Below are 24518 nucleotides of genomic sequence, written 5' to 3'. Positions count from 1 at the left end.
GCGATGCTTACGGGCAATCGACAGGAGGCGACGGTGTCTTGGGAGACGGGGCCTTGGAAGACGGGGCTTGTCGCCTCGCTCACGCGTCGGGTTACCAGGACCGCTCGCAGTCTCAAAGAGGCAGGATTCGCCGCTGAGCTCAGGACGACAGCCAATCCAACTGCGTGATTTTGCGGAGTCGCTCGTCGAAATTGCCGATCAAACCACCGACCATGACCCACTCGTGGGACTGCCTTAGTTCAATCTCGCCAAACTTGTTGATCCGCAAAATGGAATCACCATTGACCCCTGCGTCATGGAGTTGACGCATGTCGATTTCACCTTCGTTAACAATATCCAGCAAGGTTTTGCCAGTAAGTTCGATGAACTGCATGACTGTTGTTGCCGACATGGCGTGCCGAGGAGGGAGAGAGGATTGAGAACCGCTCACCGGGTCCTCTGATTCGTTCGATTTTAGTTCAACGAATTCTCTTTTGGACCTCGGACGTCAAATCTTCGCCGGAAAAATCGAGGTGAACGACTTGTCCCTCGGCGTCGATCACGGCGACAAATAGCAGTGTCACGGCGCCAAAGCGGTAGGCGACCTCGTTAACGATGTCGGCACCTGGATCGGACTCGCTGCGAAAACTAGGCAGCGATAGATTCTCACGCTGCAGGAATCCCGCGACATCCGTACCCGCGACATCTAAATTCATACCCACGACTGCCACACTGTCGGGATTGGCCGCTTGGATCTCTTGCAGATTAGGAAGCACCGCCAGCGAAGTGGGGAAGGCGCTCGACCAGAACGGCATCAAAACGACCTTCCCACGATAATCTTCCATCTTCAGTGGGCGACCGTCGACCGATGGCAAATCTGGATCAAAGTCTTGGCCAATCACCGCCTCGCGATTCTCACGCGCTCGCAGGGCCGTGCGGGCAACCTGCCCCAGAGCATCCTGACGCTGTGAAAAATCCTTCTGGAGGACTTCATAGGTCGCTGCGGCGATATCCTCGCGACCGACCGCTTCCGCTTCCAAACTCGCGCCGCACAGAAACTCGACGGTCAGTACATCGGCGGGTGTTGTTAGCACCTCGTCGACGGCAGCCCGCCACGCTGCCGCGGTGACGCGCTCAGCGGCGTCTTGATCTCCCTCTGGGTCACTCGCCTCGGGTGCCGCAGTAACCCATTGTTGCCGGAGCTGATCGAGTCGCTCCAGTGCCGTGTCGGCCTGCGAAAATCCCGATGCGGCGATCAAGGCTGCCATCCGGGCCACCTCAGCGTCCTGCGCACCGCTAAACCGCTCGAGGATCAAATCGCGAACCTGCTCCGCCTCGTCCTGGTATTCGTACTGCAACAACGCGTCCTTGGCTTGGCCGAGCACCATCAACGTGGCGACGTCGACCTGCTCGTCGGTGTCAAGCAGTTCGTCGAGGAGACTGAGTATCCGCTGCGCGGCGTCGGCCTTGCCGTGCCGCAGTGATTCAATGGCCAATCCAATGAGCACCAACTGGCTGTCCGCCCGCAAAGCTGGATTTGACGAATGACGTGACTCCTCGGCGACCGCTTGCAGCTCTGTGGCAGCCTTTACGTCGCCCATCGACGCCAGGTGCGAGAGCGACTGCAGCACGCCCCGATGCCCATTGGCCTGCTCGCGCTCAGTCGCATCGGGATGCTCGCTCAAGCGTTCAGCCGCAACGCGTTTTAGCGTGACAATTCGTTCCACTTCCGTCCGTAGCGCCTGGGGGTCCATCGCCCCCGATCTACTGTTGATCAATCCGCCCATCTCGGCGTCAGCATCGCCCAAAAAATCTTCCAACTGGCTCGGCGACCAACCGCTCTTGAGTTCCAAGCGTGGGATGAGCGCGGTGGGCGAGGGCAGCTGCTCAATCGGCTCGGCGGAATCGGGCCGCTGCACCGAGTCGGTTGCGGAGGCACTCGAAGAGGCCAGCTCACCAGACGAGCTGCTTGCCGCAGGCGGATTCGCCATGGCGGGAGAGGGCAGTGAGTCACTGCTGCTACTGTTCTGTTCATCAACGAGCTGGTGACTCGCGGCAGGACCGCTGGCGGACCCGGGGTGACTTGCCCCTGGATTGGCTCGGGAACTCTCTTCTGGGGACGCTTCCTCTGGTGACGAGGTCGTCGTCGACCCGCAACCGGTCACTCCGACAGTGACCAGCCCAAGGCTGAGAATCCATCCTCGAAAAATCTGTGTCCGCCAACAACTGGCTGCGACACGTGGGAACTGATAGTTAAGCACGCGTTAGGTCCCTCCCCCAGAAGCGAAAACCGCAGTCTAAACGGATTAGCGGGGACAGGGAAACCCTCAGGTGCGTGCGATCGCCCCCGAGTTACGCAGCGTGCTGGTCCAAAGACAGGGCGTCCATCAGACGAGCGAATCGCTTGCCAGCGACTTCGCGACGTTCCATTCGCTCGGCAACCGACCAGGTGCTGCGGATGCTCCGCACCCGGCGAAGAATCTCCAAATCCGTCAACTGCGTCTCATTTTGAGCCACTTCAGCGACGGGCGAGACAAATGGGTCGGCGGCAGTCGAGGGGGAAACTGTTGCAGTCATCATGGTGATTCATCCTGAATTAGGTGGGTTTCTGTCGGTTGCAGACGACGTTGCCTGCGATTCCGTTTTTGATGATGAATCGAGGGTTATGCAGAACCCGTGCCAAAACCGAACCAACCCGCTTGAAAAAAAGCTATTTCCAGCGAAAACCGCCCCTCGGCTTTCCCACCGACACGACGAGCCAGTCGACTGAGACGGGGAAATACGATGGTTAACGCTGTGTTTGGCGTGTTATCGGAGCGTCGCAGAGCAGCTGGCTGAGAATTTCATGGGGTTCTGGGTCACCAGCCTGTTAGTTGGAGCCAAGCGACTCTTTTGCAAACTGATGTAAATTTTGCCAACGCCGCTCTGGCAGGCGCAGGAGTCTGAGTTCGGAGGGGTCGCCCCAGGCTGCAAAAAGCTCGCTGAGACGCTCGTTGAGCACCAAGCATCCCTCTCGTGAGTTCGCCCGGCCGTGCAAATCGATGTACTGAACCTCCTGACCATTATCGAAAATTGTCGCGTCGACCTGCCATCCGGCGGCCTGGTTCGCCCAGGTGAGCGACCCATCCCATTCAAAAAACAGCCCAGAGAGAGAGCTCATGGCCTGGGCAATCTGTTCGAGGGAACGGCCCAAGGGTTGCCCTTGGGCGAGATAAACATAGGCCTGAAATGAAAAATAGGCAGACATTTCACCACAACTGAGCGTATATTGGATGGAAAAGAGATTTTTGCGGGTTTGTCAACCCAGAATTCCTTGACCGCGTCCGTTTTTGTCCTAGAGTAAAGTGCTCTAGGATCCCCGTCCACGGTTAAGAACCCTACGGCCTGTCCTTCCTACCGAAAACTTGGAAGGTCGTTTTTGAGAGATACTGTGGCCATTGTAAAGGAATTAGTCCATGTTGGTTTTGTCAAGAAAGAAGAACGAAAGCATCATCATCAACAACGACATCAAAATCGTTGTTGTTGAGATTCGCGGCGACAAGGTACGCCTTGGGGTGGAAGCTCCGCGCGAAGTGCCGGTTCATCGCCACGAAGTCTATGAAGCGATCCAGCGTTCTAACGAAGCGACCGACAGCTCCATCGAAGGCTAATCCGCGAGTCCATCGTCCGGGTCCGTTCAGCTCAGAGTCGAGATCGACTTCGGGTCGCGTTCAGCTCCGGGCATGATCTCCAGGCTCAGCCGTCCACAATCATTGCCGCCGAACAAGCGGTCTGGACGCACTCGGCTTGCGATTTCACCTACTCTCGAGGGACTTCTTGCGTTTTTCGCGATGTCTGCCCCGGGAACCCTTGACGCCTCTAGCGTCTCTTTGTAAAACACGCCCATCACGGCAGCAACGCCTTGATCACGGCAAAAATGCCAGGAAGAAATTCCAAAACCAGGTCCCTTCGTCTAGCGGTCTAGGACACTGCCCTTTCACGGCGGCAACACGGGTTCGAGTCCCGTAGGGATCATCTGGGTTTCACCACCCAACGACATCAACCCCGCAGAACCAAGCGTTCTGCGGGGTTTTTTCGTGCCTGAATTTTCTGCACCGGTGTTCTCCGTTCATCATGTCTCCGAGCGGCTATCGGTAGAACGGTTGCTCAATGTGATTGGCTGCGACAATAATCCCGACGGCGGTGCCGCATCTACTCGGTTGGAGCCCTCAGCAAACTTGAAACCTTGCCCTCAGAGAGATATCGATGACCACGCTTCGAGAACAGACGGAAGAAAAGTTTGCCAACACCCGCAAGAACAATCCAGGGTTCGCAAACCGGGTCGATGAACTGCTGTCTTCGACAGAGGCCCTCCAAGCAGCTGCGAAGGCGATCGAGGTCGGTGAGAAAGCTCCTGACTTCGAGCTGCCGAACCCTCAAGGCGAGATTGTCTCGCTGTCGAAGCTACTGGCTCAAGGGCCGCTGGTGGTGACGTTCTATCGCGGCAGCTGGTGTCCCTACTGCAATCTACAACTGCGAGCGATGCAGCAGCGATTGCCCGAGATCCATGCCTTGGATGCAGAACTGGTCGCAATCAGTCCCGCCGTACCCGATCAATCGCTGTCGCAGGCCCAGCAGCAGGAACTGGCGTTTCCCGTGCTCTCGGACCAAGACGCGCGCGTCGCGTCGGCGTATGGAGTTGCCTGGAACGTTCCCGATACGATTCTCGATCACATGCGGAATGATCGAAAACTTGACTTGGCGGACATCAATGGCGGAAACGCAAGCGTACTGCCCATTCCGGCGACGTTCGTGCTGAACCGCGATGGCGTGGTGACTTGGCGTTTCGTGAACGTTGACTATCGGCAACGGGCCGAGCCCGCTGACGTCGTCGCGGCGCTGCGGGAGCGCTAGGGCCGGGCAGTCGAGTTCCTAGCCGTCGATCTAAGCTAGACTAACCGCCGTTCGCCCCGGTTCAGTTACCAGACGAGCAGCGACATGATGAAGCCACTACGGCAATCAGGGATGGCGAAACGCGGCGTTTGATTTGCCAATGCGATGCTGTTCCGCTCGGCATCAACCGCCCGGAATGAGGGCACTTAACGAAATCTTCCTCTACTGTGAATCACTCATGCAAGGCTACTTAAATCTCCTCGACGAAGTCCTCCATCAGGGCGGCGATCGCGGCGATCGCACGGGAGTCGGAACGCGTAGCCTGTTCGGCCGCCAGATCCGATTTGATTTAGCCGACGGCTTTCCGCTGCTGACGACCAAGAAGCTGCACGTCCGCTCGATTCTCTATGAGCTGTTGTGGTTTCTACGCGGAGAGACCAACGTCGGCTGGCTCCGAGAACATGGTGTTTCGATCTGGGATGAATGGGCAGATGCCGATGGAGAGCTCGGCCCCGTCTATGGGCACCAATGGCGGAGCTGGCCAGTCGGCCCGGATTCCAATAACGATGGTGCCTCGTCGATCGACCAGATCGCTTGGGTGGAGAACGAGATTCGCACCAACCCTCAGTCGCGGCGTTTGATCGTCTCGGCATGGAACGTCGCGGACGTGCCGCGGATGGCGTTGCCTCCCTGCCACCTGCTATTCCAGTTCTACGTAGCCGACGGCCGACTCTCGTGCCAACTCTACCAACGCAGCGCAGACTTGTTTCTCGGCGTTCCCTTCAATATCGCCAGCTACGCTTTGTTGACCACGATGATGGCGCACGTCACGGGGCTGCAGCCCGGCGAGTTCGTGCATACCTTCGGCGACGTGCATCTGTATTCGAATCACCTGGAACAGGCCAAAGAGCAGCTCTCCCGCACCCCGCGCCCGCGACCTCAGCTGAAAATCGTTCGCGATGTCCAGTCGATGGCGGACTTCCAGTTCGAAGATTTCGAGCTGATCGATTACCACCCTCATCCACACATCAAAGCTCCCGTGGCCGTGTGATCGGCAGGCAACGCGAGCTCTGTCGGTTGCCCAAAAGTATCCCGGCGGGGGTTTCAGAGTATAGCCGTCGGTTAGGGCTGGGCAATCTCAAGGACGCGTTGCAGATCCATCACGCCGTCATAGAGGGAGCGGCCGATGATGGCGGCGGGCATCTTCATCTCCACGAGCTTTTGCACGTCCTCGTAGGTCGTCACTCCGCCACTGGCGACGAGGGGGATATCCGTCGCGGCTGCCATCTCGGCCAGCCCTTCAAAATTCGGTCCTTGCATCATGCCGTCTTTGGCGATGTCGGTGTAGATGATTGCGGCGATGTTGGCGGTCTGCTCGCGAAGTGTCTTCGCCAGTTCGATCGCGGTGACTTCGCTCGTCTCCAGCCAACCCTGGGTGGCCACCAATCCGTTGCGGGCGTCAATTCCCGCCGCGAGTTTCCCCGGGAAAGCGTCGCACATTTGCGTGAACCAGTTGGGGTCCTTGAGCGCCCGCGAGCCGACGACCAAGCGAGCGACCCCCGCTTCGATCAAGGCTTCGATGGTTTCTTGATCGCGGACGCCGCCACCCATTTGACAGGGCAATCCTGTGGCCTCGACGATGCGTCGCACAGCGGCCCGGTTGGGCGCCGGATCGTCGCCCCGAGCAGCGTCGAGGTCCACCAAGTGCAGACATTTTGCTCCAGCGGCTTGCCACTTCTGAGCAAACTCCACGGGATCGTCACCAAAGGTGGTCTGTTGCTCGTAGTCACCCTGGCGTAGCCGCACGGGTTTGCCATGACGTAGGTCGATCGCGGGCCAAATTTCCATGCGGCTAAACCGATTGTGTGGTGGATGAAGGAGAGGGGAGCGGGGATGAGGCCCCTAAGCGACGACAGAATATAGCCGCGGATGCCGGTCCCCGTCATCACCCAGCGATTGGCGTTGTCGAAACGAGTCGACGCCCCCGTGCATCCACCGGCTATCGATGGAGTTTGTGACGATTTTCATTCGGATTTATTGAAAGGATTCCCCAGGCGTTGCCTGGGGCTGTCATAGGACTGCCCCGTTGGGGCGTTGTCGTGACTTGAGCTTCGAGCAACACAGGGGAGCAGGGATTACTTGCGGGGTGTTTCCTTGGCCATTTTGGGTGGTTCGGGGATCTCGACGTCCTCGAGCAGCCGTCGGATGATCGCGTCGGTATCCATCCCTTCAGCTTGGGCTTGGAAGTTGGTGGCAATCCGGTGGCGGAGCACGGGCAGGGCGACGCGGTGGATATCGCCGGGTTCGACATTGAATCGGCCGTTCATGGCTGCGATCGCTTTGGCGCCGGCGATCAGGTTTTGGCCAGCCCGCGGGCCGGCTCCCCAATCGACGAGTTCGCGGACATATTCCGGCGCCGACAAATCGCTCGGCCGCGTGGCCCGCACCAACCGTGAGGCGTAGCGGATCACGAGCGGGCCCGCCGCGATGCTGGCGACGAGTTTCTGGCAGGTCAGGATCGCCCGCGCCGACAGGACTTTGTTGACCGTCGGCGACTCGCCCCGCGTGGTCGCCGTCAGGATGCGTTCTTCTTCATCGGCGGTCGGATAGTCGATTTTGATATTGAACATGAACCGGTCCAACTGAGCCTCAGGCAACGGGTAGGTGCCTTCCTGCTCGACGGGGTTCTGCGTCGCGATGGTGAAGAAGGGATCGGGCAAGGTATGTGTTTCCCGGCCCACGGAAACCTGCCGTTCCTGCATCGCTTCGAGTAGGGCGGCCTGCGTCTTGGGGGGTGTGCGGTTGATTTCGTCAGCGAGCAGAATGTTGGTGAAGATGGGGCCTTCGACAAAGCGAAAACTCCGCCGGCCCGTTTCGGTTTCCTCCAACACCTGCGTCCCGGTGATGTCCGATGGCATCAGGTCGGGGGTGAACTGGACGCGTTTGAAGTTGACATCAAGGATATCGGCGAGGGTACTGACCATCAGCGTTTTGGCGAGGCCGGGGACACCTTCGAGGAGGCAGTGCCCGCGGGTGAAGATCGCAGCGAGCAACTGTTCGATCGTCTCGGTCTGCCCCACGATGACTTTGCCGAGCTCATCGCGCATTTTCTGTTGGTATTCGGCAAATTCACGCAGCACATCGGCGAGATTGCGTGGCTTGTTCCCGGCGGCGGAGGCGGCGGTTGGATTTGCAGCCTCGGGCGTTTTCGGGGAGACTGGCGGATTACCCGGTTGCTGTGCCGTACCTGGCTGCTGTGCCGTACCCGGTTGCTGTGCCGTACCGGATGGTTTGACCACGGGCGGTGGGGTGGGCGAAGACGGATCGGTCATCGAGAACTCGGCGCGTGGACGGGACGGCAGGGAAGTACAGGTTCAACTCAACGATATCAGTCTAGGCGTTGTCAAGGAAAGTCAAAATCGGTGTGCGATGAAAAACAGCTCAGTCCAACGCTTCTCTTACTGGGGCCCGAATCGCTTGGCACTGCCACTCGTTTGGACCCTCACGCTGATTGCGTTCCTATCGGCCCCCGTATCGGCTCGCGCCGACATCGACGCGATCACGGTGCAGCGATCGATTGATCGGGGGATCGACTATCTACGGAAAACTCAAACGCAGCGTGGCGGCTGGCAGGAATACAGCGGCTACAACTGCGGCCTGACAGCCCTCTGCACGCTGGCTTGGATCAACGCAGGTGTTTCGCGAGAGGATCCCGATTTCATTCGTGCGATCGAGTACCTACGCACCTTCCCGCCCGCAGACACCTATTCCGTTTCGCTCCAGACGCTCGTTTTTTGCGCCGTCGGCGCCCTCGAAGACGTGCCGCGGATCCGCCGCAATGTGCAGTGGCTGAGCGAGTTGCAGAAACCCGAGGGAGCTCGGAACGCGGGTGCCTGGGGCTACACGAAAGTTCGTGGTTACGGGGACCCGTCGAATTCTCAGTTCGCCGTGTTGGCCCTCGGGGCGGCCGCCGAGCGAGGCGTGGAGGTTTCACCGGATGTTTTCAATGCATCCGCCGCGTACTGGCGCCGCGTCCAGTTGCCCGGTGGCGGTTGGTCCTATGGCAGCGGACCGCGGCCGAGCGGATCCATGACCTGCGCGGGAATCGGATCTCTGATTATCTGCGGCAGCAGCCTGAACGATCTCGAAGACACCGCCGCGGGACAATTGAATTGCTGCGGAGGTGATCCCAGCGACGAGGCCGTCGACCGCGGTTTGGAATACCTCAGCAAAATATTCACCATCAATGCGAATCCGGGTGGTGAGATGTTGAGTTATTACTACTACCTCTACGCGGTCGAGCGGATCGGTCGCTTGTCTGGCCGCCGCTTGATCGGCAATCGAGATTGGTACCGTGAAGGTGCCGAGCGGCTGGTCGGCCTGCAGGACCAATTCCAAGGCTTTTGGAAAGGTGGCGGTGTGGTGGAATCCAACCGGGATGTGGCGACATCTTTTGCGCTGCTGTTCTTGGCCAAGGGGAAACGCCAAGTCGTGATCTCGCGCCTGGATCATCCCTCCCTCCGTACTGGCGTAGATCCGGACCCTGCCAACGCTGCGTTTGGGCGGGGCAGCGGGGCGGATGCATCCTCGTCGATGCCCCTTTCAGGATCCTTGCATTCGTTGGTTCGGCACGTCGAACGGGATTGGTCGCGTGAATTGACCTGGCAAACCACCGCCGCCGAACACGCGACCGCTGCGGACCTCTTGAAGTCGCCCGTGCTCGTGATCGCCGGCAACCAATCGCTTGATTTCGATGCTGGTTTACGTGATCACCTCAAAGCGTATCTCGACCAAGGCGGTACGATCCTGTTTGACGCGTTGGCGGGCGATGGCTGTGGGGATGCGGCAGCGTTTGAGCAAAGCGTGAGTTCTCTGTGCAGCCAGTGGTATCCGCAGGCGAAGCTCGAGCGACTGCCTCCATCGCATCCGGTGTGGTTTGCCGAAGCCCCAGCCGATCCGGCCAACATCGCTGACGATTACTGGATGTTTGGCGTGGGTGCCTGTTGTCGGACACCGGTGTTCTATTCGCCGAGGTCACTGGCGTGCCGCTGGTCGCGAGGCGGACCGCTGCTGCGGGGCGCTGACCTGCCACCGGGTGTCCATGCGGGCGTGGTCGCCGGTGTGACCCTCGGCGAGAACATTCTCGCCTATGCGACAGGCAGGGAGCTCAAGGATAAACTCGACAATTCCATGTCAATCTTGGCCGAGGACGCACCCATCCCCACCCGCGGAGCGATCCCGATTGCCGCGGGAGCCGTTGGAGCAGGAGAAGAACAGGTCAATCGAGCGTTGCCGCACGCGGCCACCATCATTCGCGAGAAAATCGCTGTCGAAGTCATCGCCGTGGACAAGCCGATTGCGCTGACGGATCAGTCCTTGGCCCGCGTGGGCGTGCTCTACCTGACCGGCCAGACCGAGTTTGAGTTGGATGCGGAATCTCGCCGGGCATTGAAGAACTACATTGACCGGGAAGGAATCCTGCTCGCGACACCGATCTGTGGGAATGAAGCCTTCGCGACTTCGCTGCGCCGTGAGCTCGCCGCGATTGCATCCGATGCGAAGCTGGAACCGATGCCGAGTGACCATCCCGCCTGGACCACCCGCTTCGGTGGCTTTGACTTGACGAATGTGGAAATCCGGACTCCCAACGAAACATCGGGAGCGGGCAAGTCGGTTGAAGTGGCGCGGCGATCGGGAGCACCGCTGATGGAAGCGATGCAGGTCAACGGGGTCGACACGGTATTCTTCTCGCCGCTCGATTTGAGCTGCGCCCTCGAGAGTCAGAACTCGATTCAATGTCCGGGATATGCGACGGCGGATGCCGCCAAGATTGTCGCAGGCGTGATCCTCTACGCGCTACAGCAATGAGAGGCTCCCGGCTCGGGCGACTGCTCTCGCTGCTGTCGCCGGCGAGGCTTACCCAGCGGTATGTTGGCTGGCGGTACGGGACTTTTGACGCTAGGGAAAAACTCGGCAAGCGGGGCGAGCAGGTCGCCGCGATCGAGCTGCGCCGCAAGGGACTGCGAGTGATCGCCGAAAGCGAATCCGATCGAGCGGGCGAAATCGACTTGATTGCCATGGACTTGCGCCAGCGGATCATCGTCTTCGTGGAAGTCAAAACACTCGCGACTCGTCGCCCCGGCCATCCTGCCGATCGCGTCGATGAAAACAAGCAAGCAAGAATCAGCCGGGCGGCGCTGCGGTATCTCAAACGAAAGAAACTGGTCGGCACCGCCTGTCGCTTCGATGTCGTGGCGGTTTGGTGGCCGACCGATGAACCATTGCCTCTGCGGATCGAGCATTACCCAGCCGCCTTCGAATCCACGATCGAGTACTCATTCTATTAGTCTCCGGCTTGGTGAGCATCGAGGCTCCCTCTCCGCTCGACCGGCGACCCCCAATCGATTTCGGGATGGAGTCAGTTAGTTGACAGCGACAATCGGCCGCAGTAATATCGCCCAAACAGGGGCCAAGCAACCCCCTTAACCTTCGATTGCTAGCGGGCTCCGTTTCCCGTTGGCTTGTCATCCTGGTCTTCTATTAACTGCTGCAGGCTTATGCTCCACAAATTCATGATGTTGGTTGTTGTTCTCGTTCCGACGACGGTTGTTATCGGCTGTGGCGCCGAGTCGGGGACCAAGGTTCTCAACGGCGAGGTTGCTGTTGATCCGAACGTCGATGCCAGTGTTAACGATCCTGAGGCGATGGAAGCCATGATGGATGCCGACCCATCACAACCCAAATGATTTTTAAGTTCGTTCGAATTATGTGCGTTTCATTTAGGAAAAGTTATGAATGAAGTCGAAAGAATGCCTCGTCGTCACATGGGCTTTACTCTGGTTGAGCTTCTAGTGGTGATTGCCATCATTGGTGTTTTAGTTGGGTTGTTGCTGCCGGCGGTCCAGGCTGCCCGCGAAGCGGCGCGGCGGATGCAATGCAGCAATAACTTCAAACAACTCGGTCTGGGGATGCATAACTACCATTCCGCGTTTCAGACCTTTGCGAGTACTTGGGACGGATCAACTCCGAACGGCTATCGCATCAACTTGAATGCCGTCGGGATCCTGCCGTTTATCGAACAACAAGCCTTGTGGGATCAGATGAGCAATCCTTCTCGTCAAGGAACCACTGATTTTGCTCCATTCGGACAGAACCCGGGGACGGATTCACCGTCCTATTTGCCATGGATGACCCAGGTGGCGACATATCGATGCCCCAGTGATCCGGCGGTACTCAACGGTGCCGGGCAATTGAACTACGCCAATTGCTATGGCGACACGGTTCGCGGCGCCGGTCGCTCGCCCGAGCCCGGCGATCGCGCCCACCACACTGGCGTCACCGGCCATCATCGCGGCCTATTCGCCCGCGAGAAAGCCACCCGATTCCGTGACATCCTAGATGGGACCGCCAACACGGTCGCGATGGGTGAGATGTGCGTCCAAGACTTCGCACGTGGGACGAACAGCTATGTCTACCACCTCAACGGTAGCGAATGGTGGCCACCGCGGCCGTCTGAGTGCAAAACGGGTGACCACATCAATCCCGATTCGCCGTCACAGTACGCGACCGGCGGGATCTGGCAGCGTGGCCGCCGCTGGGCCGACGGCCACTGGCACTCGACGGCCATCATGACGGTTCTGTCACCCAACGCACCCTCATGCCTCCGCAGCACGGATGCAAACGACGGATTGGCGTCCGTGACGAGCTACCACCAGGGCGGTGCCCATGTGTTGATGGGTGATGGTGCCGTCCGGTTTATCACCGACTCCATCGATACCGGCGACCTGACGCAAACCCCGATTGCCAATGGCGGTGCTTTCACCGCGCCGGGCACGAAGAGCCCTTATGGGCTGTGGGGTGCTCTCGGCACGATTCGCGGCGCCGAAACCGCTTCCCTTCCTTAAGGGAGTCTGTGCCCGGTGCTGCTTTCGTGATTCGCAGCCGCGCCGGGCACCTTCTTTTTTGACTTTGCCGGTTTTCTGACCTAAGTAATTGAGTAGACGCACTCGCTCACGTTGCTCCGGAAACCGTCCATGAACCAAACCACCCGAATTCTGCTTGTTGATGACGATGCCCATCTGGCGCAATCGCTTTGTGATTGGTTGGCAGGGAAGACATTTTCGGTGGAGATCGCGGCGGATCTCCGTCAAGCCCGCCAGCGGCTCAGCGAGGAGTCATTCGATGTGGTCATCACGGACCTGCGAATCGCTGACGAGGATGGTTTTGATCTGATCCGCTTTACCGCGAAGCAGCATCCCTCGACCGCCATTCTGGTCATGACAGGCTACGCCGGTCCGCACACGGCCGTGGAAGCCGTTCGCGCCGGTGCGTTTGACCTATTGACCAAGCCGGTGGCCGATGACGAGTTGCTGCTGGCAATCGATCGGGCGATCAACCATCGTCAAGTCGAACAGAAGAACGAGTCGCTGCGCAAGCAACTCGACCGCCGCAGTGGGCTCGAGAATATTCTCAGCCATGACTACCGGATGACGAAAATTTTCGATGTGATCGACAGCGTTGCCGATACGCAGGCTTCGATCTTGATCACAGGCGAGAACGGCACGGGCAAGAGCATGATCGCCCGCGCGATCCATCACCGCAGCTCGCGGCGGGCGGGCCCCTTCGTCGAGGTGGCCTGCGGGGCGTTACCGGACACCTTGCTCGAGAGCGAATTGTTTGGCCATGTGGCGGGTGCCTACACCGGCGCGGCGACGGATCGAATCGGCAAATTCGAATTGGCCGATCGCGGCACCTTATTCCTCGACGAGATCGGGACATCCACGCCCGCCATGCAGGTCAAACTGCTGCGGGTGTTGCAGGAATTCCAGTTCGAGCCACTCGGTGGGATGGAAACACGTCAAAGTGACACGCGTGTGATTTTGGCAACCAATCAGGATCTCGAGAGCAGTGTCGCCAACGGGACCTTCCGGCAAGATTTGTACTACCGGATCAATGTGATTCGGATCGCCTTGCCGCCGCTGCGAGAACGGCGTAGCGACATCCCTTTGCTCGTCGAACACTTCGTACGCGAGGCGGCCCTGACGGCGTCCCGTGATGTCGAGGGATTCGATCGAGAAGCCTTGGCTGCACTGCAGTCCTATCACTGGCCCGGCAATGTCCGCCAGCTCGAAAACGTCGTCGAGCGAGCCGTCTTGCTGAGCAGTGAGCGTGTACTCGGTATCGGAGATCTCGCCCCGGAAGTATTGGGGAACCCGAATGCTTTTGGGACCCCCAATCGCCAGGACCGCGAGCTGGCGTCTCCGCGGGCCGCGGTGACGAGTGAGCCGGGCGCGTCCCGGTGGGGTGCCACCGCAGATTCGACCAGCGGGCGGAGCCTCCGCGAGGCACTGGAGTTTCCCGAACGCGAAATCATTCTTCAATCGCTCCGCCGCCATGCTTGGAACCGGGCGGCCACCGCCGATGAACTTGAGATCAATCGCACCACGCTCTACAAGAAGATGAAACGACTCGGCCTGGATGACCCTCGATTGCAATACGCGTTATGATGGCGGCCGCACCCACCCGCGACCTCTTTCCAGGCAAATCGATCTCATGGCAGGCATCGTCGTTACGGGCGCAAGTAGCGGGATCGGTCGCGCGATAGCGATCCGTTTGGCCGCGGACACTGTCGCTCGCCCGAGGCCGACACCAACACGGATGCTGATCCACTATCGCTGCAACCGCGCCGGCGCCGAGGCCACTGCCAACGAAGTCCGAGGCATGGGCGTGGATTGCCAGATCATGGCTGCCGATTTGAGCAAGATTCCCACAGCTGAAAAGTTCGCTCAGAACGCTCTCGATCAAATGGGGCCGATCGATACTTGGGTGAACAACGCCGGCGCCGACGTTTTGACCGGCGAGCCCGCCGCTTGGTCGTTTCACGAGAAGCTGCGCTGGCTGCTCGATGTGGATCTGTGTGGCACCGCCGCGGTCTCGCGGATCGTCGGCCCGGCAATGGCCGAGCAAGATCGGCCAGAACACGGCGAACCAGAACCCGGCGAGCCAGAACCCGGCGAGCAAAAGCAAGACGAGAAGGAGCGAGGAGAAAAGGAGCACAGCGAGAACGCTGGCGAGGGGGCAGCTGCCACGCCCTCGATGGTCTTCATCGGCTGGGACCAGGCCGCCGAGGGGATGGAGGGCGACGCCGGAATGATGTTTGGTCCGGTCAAAGCCGCCGTGATGGCCTTCGCCGCAAGTCTCGCCCAAACGCTCGCGCCGCGGGTACGGGTCAACACTGTTGCTCCGGGCTGGATCCAGACCGCCTGGGGTGAGTCAACGAGCGAGTACTGGAACGAGCGTGCGACGACCCAAGCATTGATGGGCCGCTGGGGCCGGCCCAGCGACGTGGCTGCTGCGGTCGCCTACCTGAGCCGGCCCGAAGCGGGATTCGTCACTGGCCAGACGGTCAACGTCAACGGCGGTTGGAATCGAAAGTTTGCGTAGAAAGATGTGTTGCCTTTCACGAAATGGGTACGAAGCATAGAATCCAGCCCGACCGGACGCTTTCCCCCTTCCCCCATCACTCTTTCCATAAAGAGTTCTTCGCATGACCGCTTCGGCTTCCTCCGCCACCAACCGCGTATTCAACTTCTCTGCCGGACCGGCTGCGTTGCCCGAATCGGTGCTCCGCGAGGTGCAAGACGAGATGCTGTGTTTGCCGGGAGCGGGTGCCTCGTTGCTGGAAATTAGCCACCGCGACAAGCTGTTTGTTGACATTTTGCATGACGCTCAGGACACCCTGCGGAGCCTGCTGGGTATCAGCGAGGACTACAGCGTGATGTTCATGCAGGGCGGAGCGACCCTGCAGTTCTCGGCGATCGCCGCCAATTTGCTCCGCGGCAGCGGCAAGCGAGCCGAGTACCTGCTGACGGGATCCTGGGGCAAAAAAGCCATCGCTGAAGCCAAAAAGGAAGGCGATGCCGTCGCCATCTACGACGCGAAGGAGACCAACTACGATCGCTTGCCCACCGCCTCGGATTACACGGTGAGCGACGATGCCGCGTATTTGTATTACTGCAGCAACGAGACGATTCAAGGGGTTCAGTACCCCAGCGAACCGGATTGCCCAGATTCGGTTCCCTTGGTCAGCGACGCGTCGAGCGATTTACTCTGTCGCCCCGTGCCCGTCGACCGCTATGGACTGCTCTACGCCTGTGCGCAGAAGAACGCCGGCCCGGCGGGCGTGACCATGGTGGTGATGCGAAAGGATCTCCTCGAGCGCGCTGATCCCAACACGCCCGGTTATCTCTATTACAAAAACCACCACGACAACGATTCCGAGTGGAACACGCCTCCGACATTCGCCATTTACGTCTTGGGCAAAGTCGCTCGCTGGCTGCGCGATGAAATCGGTGGCCTCGAAGCGATGGAGAAGATCAACCGCGAGAAATCTGATTCGCTCTACAAGATCATCGATGGCAGCAACGGGTTCTATCGGGGCCATGCTCAACAGGATTGTCGCTCGTTGATGAATGTTACATTCAATCTACCTTCGGATGATTTGACAGCGAAGTTCATTGCCGAGGCGGCGACTCATCGCCTGGCAGCTCTCAAGGGACACCGCAGCGTCGGTGGCATCCGGGCGAGCATCTACAACGCGATGCCGCGTGAAGGCGTCGAGACGCTGGGTCAATTCATGACCGATTTCGCAGCCGCCAACGGCTAGAAGCGTCCATCGATCGTGTCCGGGCTGCCCATGGAAACCATGAGCGGAGTGTTCCCGGGCACCGGCGCGTTTCGCGAACCCGCTTCGCCAGGCGGTGCGGCTCCATCCCTCCTCTACTCTCAACCTCCCAAACTTCCCCACGCAATTGCCATGCATCGCATCTTAGTTCTCGACGACATCGCCCAAGAAGGACTTGACCTACTCGCAGCCGCTCCGGGTGTCGAATACGAGGTCCGCACCAAACTCAAAGGCGAAGAGCTACGGCAAGCTCTCAACGAGTTCGATGGAGCGATCCTGCGCAGCGGCGTGAAGATCACGCCGGAATCGCTCGAAGGCAACACGCGGATGCGAGCCTTGGTGCGAGCGGGGGTGGGGACCGATAATATCGACAAAGCCGCTGCGACGCGTCGTGGGATCGTCGTCATGAACACGCCCGCGGGGAACACGGTTTCGACCGCCGAACACACCTTCGCGATGATGCTCGCCCTGAGCCGCAACATCGCGCCTGCCCATCAAAGCTTGGCCGAAGGCCGCTGGGACCGCAAAGCCTACATGGGCAACCAACTCGCAGGGAAAACTCTCGGCGTCGTCGGCATGGGGCGCATCGGCCGCGAAGTTGCTGCCCGCGCCCAAGCATTTGACATGAACGTCGTCGCCTTCGATCCCTTCCTCACCGACGATCAAGCCGAATCACTGAAAGTGAAACGGGTCGAGACCGTCGACGAGATGCTGCCAAAGATCGATTACCTGACCGTCCACACGCCCCTGACGCCGGAGACCAAGGGGTTGATCGGCATGGCACAACTCGACAAAGTCAAACCGGGGCTGCGGGTGGTCAACGTCGCTCGCGGAGGCATCTACGACGAAGCCGCCCTCGTGACGGGACTCGAGAGCGGCAAGCTCGGTGGCGTGGCCTTGGACGTTTACGAAAACGAGCCCTGCACAGACAGCCCGCTGTTCCAAATGCCAGGCACTTGCTGCACGCCACACCTCGGCGCCAGCACCGAGGAAGCCCAGACCCAAGTCGCCGTCGAAGGCATCCACCTGCTGATCAACTACCTGCAAACTGGCGAGATCCGGCACAGCGTCAATGTCGCGTCGCTGGATCCGAAAACGCTCAGCGAACTGCGCAGCTATCTCAACATCGCTCACCGACTCGGCCTGCTGATCCACCAGTGGCATGGCGGCGGTATCGACCAAATCCGATTGCGATATCGCGGTGATGTCGCAGGCAAAGATACCCGCGTGCTGACCAACGCCTTCTGTGCCGGACTGCTCGAACGGGTGGTCGAAGATGTCAACGTGATCAATTCAGAAATGCTCTCGAAAGAACGTGGCATCGAACTGAGTATCGAACACAACAGCGACCAGAGCGCCTTCACCAGCAGCATCATTGCGGAAGTATCCGGCGGTGGGAAATCGGTCAGTGCCGGGGCCGCTGTGCTCGGCCACGGGATGCCGCGGCTGATCCTGCTCGACGGATACCGTCTCGAGTCCTTCCTCGACGGGCGGTTGTTCGTCTTCGCCCACAAAGACGTGCCCGGCATCATTGGCAGTGTCGGTACCGTATTCGGCAAAAATGGCGTCAATATCGCCCAGATGGCAGTGGGCCGTGAAGGCGATGCACCCGGCGGCCAAGCGATCGGCGTGCTCAGCGTCGACGGCGACGTCCCCAATGCCGTGGTCAACGAATTGATGGAAATCGACGCGATCCAGCAGACGAAGCTGATCGAGCTGCCCGCTGCAGGCGAACTGCCGACCTGGATGAGCTGAGCACTCGAAACCCCCTCGATTGGCTACTGTGCGGATATTCCGCGCATTGGAAAATTGAATTCGATTCGACCTCGTCGCTGCCGATGACTAGATTGGGATGGCAAGAAACGCGGTGAAAGCCGCTATTTCTTCAACCCGCTATTATTTCTCGTCCACTCGAGTTTGAGACGCTGCCGATGCCGACCTCCGAACTGACGCCACCCGACTCCCGGCCGATTGCAAAATCGACGCCGTCCGGTAGCTCTCCAGGCGACCAGGCCGCTGCCCAGTACGACCCGATGGGCGACGAACTGCTCTATCAAGACGATAAGCTCTCCGGTCACGATCCCCAGCGGCTACCGCGGCCCGAGGCGACTGAGCCGCTGCAGATCATGTGGAAGTATTTGATCGTGCTGACGGTCGTGCACGTCGTGGCCCTGCTCGCCTTCGTGCCCCCCTTCGCCAGCTATCTGTTTACCTGGTCGGGATTGATCGCAGGTATCGCGGGACACTTCCTCTTCGGCATGATGGGGATCACGATCGGCTATCATCGCCTGCTGACCCATCGCGGGTTCACCTGCCCCAGGTGGCTCGAACATTCCCTGGCGGTGTGCGGGATGTGCAATATGCAAGACAGCCCCGCGCGGTGGGTGGCAATCCATCGCATGCATCACCAGCATTCCGATCACCAGCCCGACCCTCACTCGCCGCTCGCCAGTTTCCTATGGGGGCACATGGGCTGGGTCGTCTGCCGGCATCGCGACCTCGATCGGACGAGCCACTATGAACGCTATGTTCGCGATCTCTTGCGTGACCCCTTCTACCTGAAACTCGAACGCAAGGATGGCTGGTTCTTCGTCTTTCTCGCTCATGCGGTCATCATCTCGCTGATCGGTGGACTGCTCGGGCTGATCGTCAGCGGCGGGGATTGGTCTGAGGCAGGACGCTACTACTTGAGCTGGGCCGTATGGGCGGTCGCTGTTCGCACCGTCTTTGTTTTGCACGGTACCTGGTCGGTTAATTCTCTCGGCCATGTCTTTGGATACCGCAACTACGAAACCCGCGACCACAGCACCAACAACTGGTTGGTCGCATTGATCAGCCATGGAGAAGGCTGGCACAATAATCACCATGCCGCCCCCCGCGCCGCCCGTCACGGCCACCGCTGGTACGAGTTCGACATGTCCTGGGGCGTGATCCGCTTGTTTGAGATGTGCGGATTGGCCAAAAACGTACAGCGTCCCAAGGCAGTCAGTGTGCCGGGCAAGACGTTGACGCCCTAGAGCAGCAAATCTCGTGGTGGACGGGGCGACGAGCTGTTGATTACCCACCAGTTGGCTCCCCCGTGTGCTTGTCACACGGGAGGCGACGTTTTGAATTTAGAAAACCTCGCCATCGACACGCGTTCCCCTATCAGACAAGCTGACAGGGGATCCGGTTTTGTGGGTAATGACCAGGAGGCGACGAGTCCTGCGGCTTTGGACTCGTCGCCTCGTCCACTACGACAGAGATTGATCGTGCGTTGCTAACGCAGGATGCATCAACGATAAGTGCAGCTGGACTGCGAGCCAGGAGACGCGACATTTCCGATAGAATGAATCGCTGATCCATCAACAAAGCTTCCACCGCGAACCCAGGCCTCGTCCATGAACCGGCTTCTTCTCTGCCCTCTGATCATTTTCTTATTCCTCGGTCAGGCATCCGCCGCCGAGGGTGACCCACTTGCCGTGCGAGCCTGGGACGACGGGATCGTCTCCATCGAAACACAGTGGGGGTTGCACGTGATCGTCAGCTCCGGCGGGACGCCAGACGCCGACCTCTCGGCGGAGGCTGATCGCGTGGTCAAGATCACCGATGCGACCGATCACATACTTTCGCGGCCGCCCAACCAAGCCGCACCTGAATGGATCGCTGCAAGCGATTACGACGCCGACGACCCGAACGCGCTGTTCGTCCAATCGATTGACAAGAACGCTTTGCAAATCAATGTCGATGGTGTCTGCGTGATCATCGCGACCCGTCAATGGCAAGCATCCGAGGTACCCGGCGAGATGAAAGTGGACGTGCTGGTGATCACCGATGCTTCCGCCGCCCAGCTGACCAGCGAGCCAACCGCGTCGACTCAGCAGTTCTTGCACCCACGCTACGTCGTCCCGTTGATGATCGCTCAGTCGCAACAGAACAGCAGTGAAGTGCTCGATCACAACACGCTCGCGGTCTCTGCGGCCGATCGTGATGAAGAAGCGACCAAGACGATCCTGCTGAGTCACACGCCGTGGGAGATGCCCGCAGACCTCACAACTTTGTTTGACAACATGGAAGGCGCCTGCAGCGATTCCCAGAAGGTATTCGCCGAACTCTCGGCAGCACAGCTGAACTTTCAACCCGCCAACGGCACCCACACTCCACGCTGGAATGTGGAGCACATGATGGGGCGGCAGCTGCAGTTCTTCTCGCAGATTTATCATGCGTTCGATGCAGAAATCCCAGTGATGAACTTGAATCCCAAGCAGATGCCGGCGGACTACGAGTTCGCCCACCCGCAATGGGACGGAGCCGAGGAAGCCCGGCAGATGCAACGGGTCAGTGAATTTTGTCGCCGGTTCGCCTACCTCCTCGATGGCATGAAAGCCGACGAGAAAGCCCCGGGAAGCCGCTGGCCATCACTGAGAGCGTTGCTGGTACAGATGGACAGACACTACCAAGAACACACCGCCAACACGATCAAGAAGTTTGAGCTAGCGGGCTGGCCGGAGGAGTGACGAAACATGGCTCGCGGCATGAACCCAGCCTCCCAGCACTCAGCGGGTGCCGACCGGCGATCGTTCAGCAGGCGTGAGCAGACTGCACGGTACCGAGCCCCGTGCTTCTCGGTTGTTCACATTGATGCATCCACTGGCATCTTGTTAAACCGTCTTCGCCCCCATCTGCAAATTCGCAAACCGCACGCGATATCAGCAATTCCGTTCGAGTCAGAACTGGACGCTCTCGCTTATGCGAAAGCAACCTCGGATCACTACTCGCATGTCGCTTGTATTGTACTAAACGCCGGAAAGAACCCGCTGTACGAAACTCCCGAACGCGAGGGTACGTGGTTTGAACATCCGGTACCGTTGGAGTTCTCCCGGCGGATCGAACGCATCTTCGAGGAAAGGAGATCCAAGCCGTGGTACCCATTGCTTCACGCCTGCGACCTAGTCTTGGGCTGGCTAGACTCTGGTGTACCACGACGGTCAAATGACGATGCCGTGCACGCGAAGCACGGCTCATAGAATTGGATCAATGGGAGGCCCTCTCTCCGTTCCCCGTGACCGCAGACGAAATTCCACGGATGACATCGTGCTTCAACTCAAATCGCCGTACCAAGGGTTGGATCCATTATCGACCACGAACAAATGCAATTACAATGCGTGAGTCGAGTATGATTGCGAAGCAGCCGAGAGTTCCGGTTCAGGTCGAGCAATAAGGAACGTGTTGCCCCGATTTGTCAGAGCGAGAATGAATTCGCTGTCTTCGGCGATGTTAATTTCCAGTAATGTCTTCTGACAGCAAGAGCCTTTTCATGTGGATGCACACAAGCTGTTCGCTTGACTTTCAGATTCCGGTTGCCACTCCGTTCTTGTTCATGCTGCGACCGCGCAGCGGATGGCAGCAGTGGGTTGGACGCGAACAGTACGTTCTCTCGCCGAGTGTATCGGCGGTTGAGTTCACCGACCCGTTTGGCAATCTTTGCCAGCGGTTGGTGGCACCAGCTGGGCGATTCTCCGTCCACACGTCCGTGGATGTGGAATCTGCTGAAGCTTCCGATACTGCTCCGGGCGCTCCCTTTGTTGAGGTGCAGCATTTGCCTGACGAGACGATACCATTCTTGCTGCCCAGTCGATTTTGCGAATCCGATCGCTTCACCGAAATGGCGTCGTCCATTGGATCCGGTTGGGCGCCTGGGTACGATCAATGTGCGGCAATCGTCGACTACATTCGCCGGACAAAGCGATACACGCCAGGATCCGGCCAGCAGATCATCAGTGCTGGCGAGGTCAACGAACAGACGCACGCTGTCTGCCGAGACATGGCTCATCTAGGCATTGCCTGTTGTCGGGCGCTTTCAATTCCCGCTCGGATGGTCGTCGGTTATCTCGAGAATCTAGAACCAATGGATCTGCATGCGTGGTTTGAGGCCTATCTGGGAGGAAGGTGGTTTACCTTTGATCCAACGCAGAGCGACCTACAGGGAGGGCGCGTGGCAATCGCATATGGTCGTGATGCAGCGGATGTCGCTATCTACACGCAGTTCGGGGCCCCGGTTGAATTGCTTCGCATGGAGGTCACTGTCGAACGACGACCCGCCCCGCGTTTTTGATAGGACCATCTGCGCCGCATTTCGTCATCGAGGTCAGCTCTGTGTTCACCCGTTCGGGCAGATCACGACTTTCATCTGTTCGGGATCACCGGCGTAGAGACGTTCGAACCATTTGGGACCGTCGGCGAGTGAAATTTTGGCTGTGATCAAGGGCTCCACATTGATCACGCCCCGGTTCATCAGGTCGATGCACTGCGGGTACTCGCCGTTGCACCCGCAGGTGCCTTGCAGGCGAATCTCTCGTGTGACGACCGATTGCAGTGGCAGTTCAATGGTGGGCGCCACGTTGCCGACGAGAGTCACCGAACCGCCTTTGCGCACTGACTCGATCGCGGTTTGGATCGTCGGGGTTGCCCCGACGACTTCGAAGGCCACATCGGCTCCGCGTCCGCTCGTCAAATCGCGGACCGCCGCGGGCACATCGACTTGGTCGCCACGAAGAATGTCCGTGGCACCGAGTTGGCGGGCCGTCTCGAGTCGCTTGTCGTTCAAATCGACCGCGATGATGCGAGTCGCCCCCGCAGCGCGTGCGGCTTGCAAGGTTAGCAGTCCGATCATGCCGGCACCAACGACGACGACTGTGTCGCCGAGACGAATCGGTGTCACGGCGACCGCATGGACGGCAACACTGACCGCTTCCACGAGCGCCGCGTGTTCAAATGGCAGCGACTCAGGCAGCTCATAGACGATCCGGCGAGGGACCGAGATCCGCTGGGCGAACGCGCCGTGCCGCCGATACTCACCACAGGAAACCCCGAGCACCATGCGGTTGTCGCAGAGGTTTTGATGCCCGTCACGGCAGAAGTGGCATTGTCCGCAGGAGACCATCGAATCGAACGTCACCCGCGCCCCGGTCTCGAGATCCGTCACGTTGGCGCCACACTCGACGACCGTCCCGGCGGCCTCGTGCCCCATGACCAGCGGCGGGATGCGGCGGCCGGTACTGCCGTCGTAGCCATGGATGTCACTGCCGCAGATTCCGCAAGCTTCGACCTGAATCAGAACGTCGTCATCACCGACGACCGGTTCATCCACATCGGTGTGCTGCATCTTTTGGTATTCGGTCAGCAAGAGCGCTTTCATGATTGGTCTCGATTGGGGAAGGGAGGCTTGATTCAGATGGTAGCACGCAAAACGTCGTCCACTGCCGCTTCGCGTTCGGCCCGATCGCCGGGCGGAAAACGCTCGATGCTGGGGATCGATGCCAGCCATGAGGTCATCATAGCGTATTGCTCGGGCGGTTCCTTACCGGTGGCAATTGAATGAGCGTAGGCAATATTCTCATGAACGGGATATCGGATCGCATCGAGCGTCGCCGCCCGCGTGGCTCCGGTTTGCTTGAGTAGATGACGGATGTTCTCGGGCTTTTGATCTGCCTCGAGATCGTGGATCTGCAGCAGCAAACACCATCCTGCGTTGGCGAGATGGGCGACGGCAAAGGGGATGGCGGCATTCCTGCCAAGACTCGCATTGTGCCAATGGACCACGCAGTTACCCGGCTGCATCCCCGCTCGGCGCAGTGCCCCGTCAACTCGCTCGAAGAGATTGCGGCCCGTCAGCGAGGCGTGACCAGACGCGGCCCGGCGAAATCCTTTGAGTCCGCCGGTCGATTCGGGCGGTAAAGGCTCGACTGGCCGATCGTCATCGAGACCACCGATTTGGATCGTCTCGGTACCGTCAAACGTGGCATGATTGAGGCCAGCCACGCGGTTGCCCGAGAGCAACACAACCTTGCCGATCGTGTCGGCGTCCTGGTGGTTGGCGGAACACAAGCATTCGACATGGCTGCGGACTGTGTCAGTGACGCTGCCAGGATCAAAGTCGCTGTGGACGATCGCGATGTGGTGGGGAGTCGTGGTCACGTGAGTTGGCGCCCAGCGGGCTCATTGG

The 24518-nt window shown here is 59.4% G+C and carries 22 protein-coding genes and 1 tRNA gene; 15 read left to right on the top strand and 8 right to left on the bottom strand.

The genetic code is table 11. The features are described from left to right. Positions 1-139: 139 nt before the first annotated feature. From CA85_RS21640 to CA85_RS21625, 4 genes are all read right to left on the bottom strand, one after another. Entirely contained in the window at positions 140-391 is a 252-nt protein-coding gene (locus tag CA85_RS21640) for a hypothetical protein (protein ID WP_246113059.1), read from the bottom strand. 67 nt (positions 392-458) lie between these two features. Continuing rightward, positions 459-2240 (bottom strand): TlpA disulfide reductase family protein, encoded by a 1782-nt coding sequence (locus tag CA85_RS21635; protein WP_246113058.1) that lies wholly within the window; start codon positions 2238-2240, stop codon positions 459-461. A gap of 91 nt (positions 2241-2331) precedes the next feature. Further along, positions 2332-2559 (bottom strand): hypothetical protein, encoded by a 228-nt coding sequence (locus tag CA85_RS21630; RefSeq protein WP_146393446.1) that lies wholly within the window; start codon positions 2557-2559, stop codon positions 2332-2334. A 289-nt stretch (positions 2560-2848) separates the two neighbouring features. Then, positions 2849-3226: a hypothetical protein gene (locus CA85_RS21625; protein ID WP_246113057.1), complete on the bottom strand. Its 378-nt coding sequence runs from the start codon at positions 3224-3226 to the stop codon at positions 2849-2851. A 208-nt stretch (positions 3227-3434) separates the two neighbouring features. On the opposite strand from CA85_RS21625, the gene csrA reads away from it, so the two are divergent. From csrA to CA85_RS21605, 4 genes are all read left to right on the top strand, one after another. Continuing rightward, a complete protein-coding gene (gene csrA, locus CA85_RS21620) occupies positions 3435-3629 on the top strand; it encodes a carbon storage regulator CsrA (protein WP_146393445.1) in 195 nt (64 codons plus the stop codon). A 291-nt stretch (positions 3630-3920) separates the two neighbouring features. Further along, a tRNA-Glu gene (locus tag CA85_RS21615) sits at positions 3921-3993 on the top strand. A gap of 231 nt (positions 3994-4224) precedes the next feature. Continuing rightward, positions 4225-4872 (top strand): peroxiredoxin-like family protein, encoded by a 648-nt coding sequence (locus CA85_RS21610; RefSeq protein ID WP_146393444.1) that lies wholly within the window; start codon positions 4225-4227, stop codon positions 4870-4872. 217 nt (positions 4873-5089) lie between these two features. Beyond that, complete coding sequence (locus CA85_RS21605; protein ID WP_146393443.1) at positions 5090-5902, top strand: thymidylate synthase; 813 nt, start codon at positions 5090-5092, stop codon at positions 5900-5902. Between the two features lie 71 nt (positions 5903-5973). On the opposite strand, the gene hisA is transcribed toward CA85_RS21605, so the two are convergent. Continuing rightward, a complete protein-coding gene (gene hisA / locus CA85_RS21600) occupies positions 5974-6699 on the bottom strand; it encodes a 1-(5-phosphoribosyl)-5-[(5-phosphoribosylamino)methylideneamino]imidazole-4-carboxamide isomerase (protein WP_146393442.1) in 726 nt (241 codons plus the stop codon). A gap of 287 nt (positions 6700-6986) precedes the next feature. Beyond that, a complete protein-coding gene (locus CA85_RS21595) occupies positions 6987-7991 on the bottom strand; it encodes an AAA family ATPase (RefSeq protein WP_146393441.1) in 1005 nt (334 codons plus the stop codon). 289 nt (positions 7992-8280) lie between these two features. Between CA85_RS21595 and CA85_RS21590 the strand changes: the two genes are divergently transcribed. The 11 genes from CA85_RS21590 (at position 8281) to CA85_RS21545 (ending at position 22628) form a co-directional block, all read left to right on the top strand. After that, a complete protein-coding gene (locus CA85_RS21590) occupies positions 8281-10719 on the top strand; it encodes a DUF4159 domain-containing protein (protein ID WP_246113056.1) in 2439 nt (812 codons plus the stop codon). Beyond that, positions 10716-11198, top strand: a complete 483-nt coding sequence (locus CA85_RS21585) for a YraN family protein (protein ID WP_146393439.1) — start codon at positions 10716-10718, stop codon at positions 11196-11198. The genes CA85_RS21590 and CA85_RS21585 overlap by 4 nt, the downstream gene beginning before the upstream one ends. A 210-nt stretch (positions 11199-11408) precedes the next feature. Next, positions 11409-11597, top strand: coding sequence for a hypothetical protein (locus CA85_RS25150; protein ID WP_186775116.1), 189 nt, complete (start codon positions 11409-11411; stop codon positions 11595-11597). 45 nt (positions 11598-11642) lie between these two features. Beyond that, positions 11643-12755: a DUF1559 domain-containing protein gene (locus tag CA85_RS21580; protein WP_246113055.1), complete on the top strand. Its 1113-nt coding sequence runs from the start codon at positions 11643-11645 to the stop codon at positions 12753-12755. A 129-nt stretch (positions 12756-12884) separates the two neighbouring features. Beyond that, entirely contained in the window at positions 12885-14357 is a 1473-nt protein-coding gene (locus CA85_RS21575) for a sigma-54-dependent transcriptional regulator (RefSeq protein ID WP_146393438.1), read from the top strand. Continuing rightward, entirely contained in the window at positions 14329-15294 is a 966-nt protein-coding gene (locus CA85_RS21570; protein WP_146393437.1) for an SDR family NAD(P)-dependent oxidoreductase, read from the top strand. The genes CA85_RS21575 and CA85_RS21570 overlap by 29 nt, the downstream gene beginning before the upstream one ends. Positions 15295-15397: 103 nt before the next feature. Beyond that, positions 15398-16516, top strand: coding sequence for a 3-phosphoserine/phosphohydroxythreonine transaminase (serC, locus tag CA85_RS21565; RefSeq protein ID WP_146393436.1), 1119 nt, complete (start codon positions 15398-15400; stop codon positions 16514-16516). Between the two features lie 150 nt (positions 16517-16666). After that, complete coding sequence (gene serA, locus CA85_RS21560) at positions 16667-18289, top strand: phosphoglycerate dehydrogenase (protein ID WP_146393435.1); 1623 nt, start codon at positions 16667-16669, stop codon at positions 18287-18289. Positions 18290-18567: 278 nt separating this feature from the next. Further along, positions 18568-19551, top strand: a complete 984-nt coding sequence (locus CA85_RS21555; protein ID WP_246113062.1) for an acyl-CoA desaturase — start codon at positions 18568-18570, stop codon at positions 19549-19551. Between the two features lie 363 nt (positions 19552-19914). Then, on the top strand, positions 19915-21030 hold the full coding sequence (locus tag CA85_RS21550) for a DinB family protein (RefSeq protein WP_146393433.1): 1116 nt from the start codon (positions 19915-19917) through the stop codon (positions 21028-21030). 800 nt (positions 21031-21830) lie between these two features. Further along, positions 21831-22628, top strand: a complete 798-nt coding sequence (locus CA85_RS21545; protein ID WP_146393432.1) for a transglutaminase domain-containing protein — start codon at positions 21831-21833, stop codon at positions 22626-22628. Positions 22629-22673: 45 nt separating this feature from the next. Here CA85_RS21545 and CA85_RS21540 read toward each other — a convergent pair whose 3' ends face one another. Together CA85_RS21540 and CA85_RS21535 are read right to left on the bottom strand one after the other, a co-directional pair. Next, the gene (locus CA85_RS21540) at positions 22674-23711 is read right to left on the bottom strand and encodes a galactitol-1-phosphate 5-dehydrogenase (RefSeq protein ID WP_146393431.1); all 1038 of its coding nucleotides are present in this window, start codon (positions 23709-23711) and stop codon (positions 22674-22676) included. Positions 23712-23743: 32 nt separating this feature from the next. Further along, positions 23744-24490 (bottom strand): hypothetical protein, encoded by a 747-nt coding sequence (locus CA85_RS21535; protein WP_146393430.1) that lies wholly within the window; start codon positions 24488-24490, stop codon positions 23744-23746. Positions 24491-24518: the final 28 nt, after the last annotated feature.

This window comes from Allorhodopirellula solitaria (genome assembly GCF_007859855.1).
GTDB classification, from domain to species: Bacteria; Planctomycetota; Planctomycetia; order Pirellulales; family Pirellulaceae; genus Rhodopirellula; species Rhodopirellula solitaria.
Note: the sequence above shows the minus strand (reverse complement) of the source record. Positions and strands in the feature narration are given on the sequence as shown.